Source organism: Halochromatium sp. (assembly GCF_054919635.1).
This window is the reverse complement of record NZ_JBUDPI010000412.1, coordinates 1-3,014: the sequence shown is the minus strand read 5'-3', so window position 1 is coordinate 3,014 and position 3,014 is coordinate 1. Positions and strand designations below refer to the sequence as shown.

Sequence of the window (3,014 nt, the reverse complement as noted above, 5' to 3'; positions counted from 1 at the left end):
ACTAGGCGCTGCTAGCCGAAGACGCGCGTCTGGTGGCTGAGCGCGACGGCGCTGATCAGATCAGCTTTCCCAAAGAGTTGACGGATCAGCTCGATGACCCCCGCGTGAAGGATGCGGTTGCTGGGCAAGAGCGGCTGTTCGAGAACCGACAGACTGCGCTGCACAATGAAAAGGAGGTGCTTGGCAAGCGTATCGAACAGTTGCGGGAGCAGATTCGCGGTTATGAGTCGCTCGCGGAAAACTGGGGCCAGCGGGCATCTCTTTATCGCCAAGAGATTGGTGCGTTGAAGCAACTGTTCGACAAGGGCTTCAGTGACAACTCGCGCCTGCGCGAGTATGAGCGCCTGGAGGCCGAGGTGCTGGGTGAGAAGAGTCAGCATGAGGCAAGTCTTGCCGGCAGTAAGGTCAAGATCATCGAGACCGAGCTGCAGATCGTGCAGCTGACGCGGGACTTTGACACTGAGGTGGCCGAGCGCCTGCAGCAGGTTCAGCCGGAGATCGCCGATCTCAAAGAACGGATTCAGGCGCTTAGCGACACCGTTAAGCGGACGGAGATCCGCGCGCCGGTATCTGGCTCGGTGGTTGGGCTCACGGTGCATACCAAAGGCGGCATTGTCGAGCCGCGCCAACGTATCCTGGGGATCGTGCCGCAGGGTGAGCAGCTGATCGTGGAGGCGCGGGTGTCGCCGCAAGACATTGATCGGGTCTTTCCAGGGCTGGATGCGGAGATCCGGTTCACGGCGTTCAATCAGGCCGACACGCCCACGGTGCCGGGCCAGGTGTTGACCGTTTCCGGTGATCGTTTGACCGATGAGAATACTGGGCAGCCCTATTTCCTGGCCCGTATCCGGGTCAGCGAGGATGGCATGGAGTCGCTGCAGGGACGGACCTTACTGCCCGGCATGCCGGCTGATGTGATGATCAAGACCGGCTCGCGCACCCTGCTAGCCTACTTGACGAAACCCCTCACCGATCGGCTAGCGACGGCGCTTCGAGAAGAATGATCAGGGACCTGCTCCGCTCTCCTTTCATCGCTTTGCCTCGCGCCTGCTCGTCCTAGGCCCCTCAGCGCTCAGGCTTGCGGGGCCTTGCGAGCGAGCTGTCGGTAAAGCCCCGCAAGGCGGGTGCCAAGCACCTGTGACGAAAACAGCCGTTGAAAACGCTGACGGCCAGCTTGGCCGAGATGGTTTGCATACTCAGGGTCAGCACTGAGCTGGAGCATGGCATCGCGCAGCGCGCTGGGTTCGTTGGGTCTGATCACGAGGCCGGTCTGATCGTGCTGATTGATGTAGGTGGTGCCGGTACCAAGCTCGGTGCAGATGAGAGGGCGTCCTAGCATCGCCCCCTCAAGCAGGGTGATGCCGAACGCCTCGGAGCGTGCGTTGGACGGAAAGACGATTGCTCGGCAGTTGCGGATCAAAGCGACCTTCTCGGCATCACTGACGATGCCAGCAAAGTGCACGTTGCTGAGTGAGCGCTGACGGGCCCACTGCTGCAGCCGCGAACCCTCGGGGCCGTCGCCAGCGATGACGACCTTGAGTGCTGCACCCTTGACGGCTTGAAGCAGGGTGTCGAGACCCTTGTAGTAGCGCAATACACCAATGAACAGGAAGTAATCTTGCCCAAAACGGGTGCTGATGGACTCTGTCAAGGCTGCCGTTGGCTCAGGGTCCGCCCGTTCATCAAGCGCGAGGGGAATGATCTCGAGCTTGCCGCGATAGCCCTCGAGGATCTTGCTCGAGTCGGCATAGGCCGGCGAGGTCGCAATGATGCGATCAGCGCTGCCAAGAAAGCGTTGCATCAAGGGCCGATAGAGCTGCAGCAGCCCACGCTGGCGGACGATGTCGGAGTGATAGGTAACAACCTTGGGCTTGCGGACCTGGGCGAGGAGGTCGAGTAGATCCGCGAATGGCCAGGGGAAGTGGTAATGCACCACATCGGCCCATGCTACCAACGCCCGAAACGGCGCGACGGCCGAGAGGGAAAAGCCCGACGAGTTGATCTCGAGGTGTTGATGGGCTCGATCGACGGAGCGTTCCGGACGACGGATGATCTGCGGCGTTGCCGTTGGACTCAGCGTGAAGATGCGGTGCTGAATGCCCAAGGGCCGGGTAGCAAGACAGCCCTGACGAATGGCTTCCTGCAGGCCCCCCTGAGGGTCGGGGAAGTAGGTGCGATAGACCTGTAGCACGCGCAAAGGGCGTTCCTCCGTTTGCCGGCCGACGTCTGCTGCAGCACTCTTGATCTCAGGCGCCAACGGCGTTCTCGAGGTGAGCTCAGTCATGCGTCAACTCAGCCACGGCGTCTTGCATACGCTGGGCAAAACGGGCCTTGGTAAAGCGTTCGGCACGTTGTTCGCAAGCGGGACGCATCCACAGAGCCCGCTCGGGGGTCATCCAGCGCACTGCTTCGATGACCTGTTGAGGATGCGGCGGTGGTGGGAGTAAACGCCCGGTCTCGCCATCGCGCACTGTTTCTAGGAGTCCGCCTTCGGCCACGCCGATCACCGGTTTGCCTGCAGCCATGGATTCGACTGGCGACATACCAAAGTCCTCGTCCTTTGCGATATAGAGCGTGGCGATGCAGTTGCCGACCAGGTTTCGCAAACCCTGCCCATCAAGCCAGCCGGTGAACCGGATATTGCTTGCGCCCTCGGCCAGGCGTCTGAGCCGGCGCTCATCACGACCGCCTGAGGCGATGCAAAGCTGCTGCGCTGGCATCTGCCGGAAGGCTTCGATGAGCAGGTCGATGCGTTTGTAGGCCTCCAGTCGCGCGGTCGAGAGATAGTAGTCGCCTTGTCCTTGCCAGTGATGGCCGGTGAGGTCACAGGCAGGATGGATGACACGGGCCTCCTGACCGAGATAACGCTGGAGCCGAGAGCGTATATTCTCCGAGTTGGCGATGATCAGGTCCATCCTCGACAGCGCCTTCTGGTAGCGATAGCGCATGCCGGCTGCGACCAGGCTCAGTGCCGGGCGTGCCAGGGCAGGTAGGCGGGCCGCGTAGTCTTCCTG

Annotated in this window: 3 protein-coding genes; 1 reads left to right on the top strand and 2 read right to left on the bottom strand. The window is 61.5% G+C overall.

Annotated elements, in window-relative coordinates; translation table 11 throughout:
• The first annotated feature begins 8 nt into the window (after positions 1-8).
• Entirely contained in the window at positions 9-1,004 is a 996-nt protein-coding gene (locus ACY693_RS17495; RefSeq protein ID WP_462323091.1) for an HlyD family type I secretion periplasmic adaptor subunit, read from the top strand.
• A 68-nt stretch (positions 1,005-1,072) separates the two neighbouring features.
• Here the strand turns inward: ACY693_RS17495 and ACY693_RS17490 are convergent, their stop codons facing one another.
• Entirely contained in the window at positions 1,073-2,284 is a 1,212-nt protein-coding gene (locus ACY693_RS17490) for a glycosyltransferase (protein WP_462323090.1), read from the bottom strand.
• Positions 2,277-3,014: glycosyltransferase (locus tag ACY693_RS17485; protein ID WP_462323089.1), on the bottom strand; the 738-nt coding region annotated here is incomplete at its 5' end. The genes ACY693_RS17485 and ACY693_RS17490, both read right to left, overlap by 8 nt.

Excerpts from the sequence above, each read along its gene's own strand:
- ACY693_RS17490 (WP_462323090.1), bottom strand. The coding sequence starts at position 2,284 with ATGACTGAGCTCACCTCGAGAACGCCGTTGGCGCCTGAGATCAAGAGT.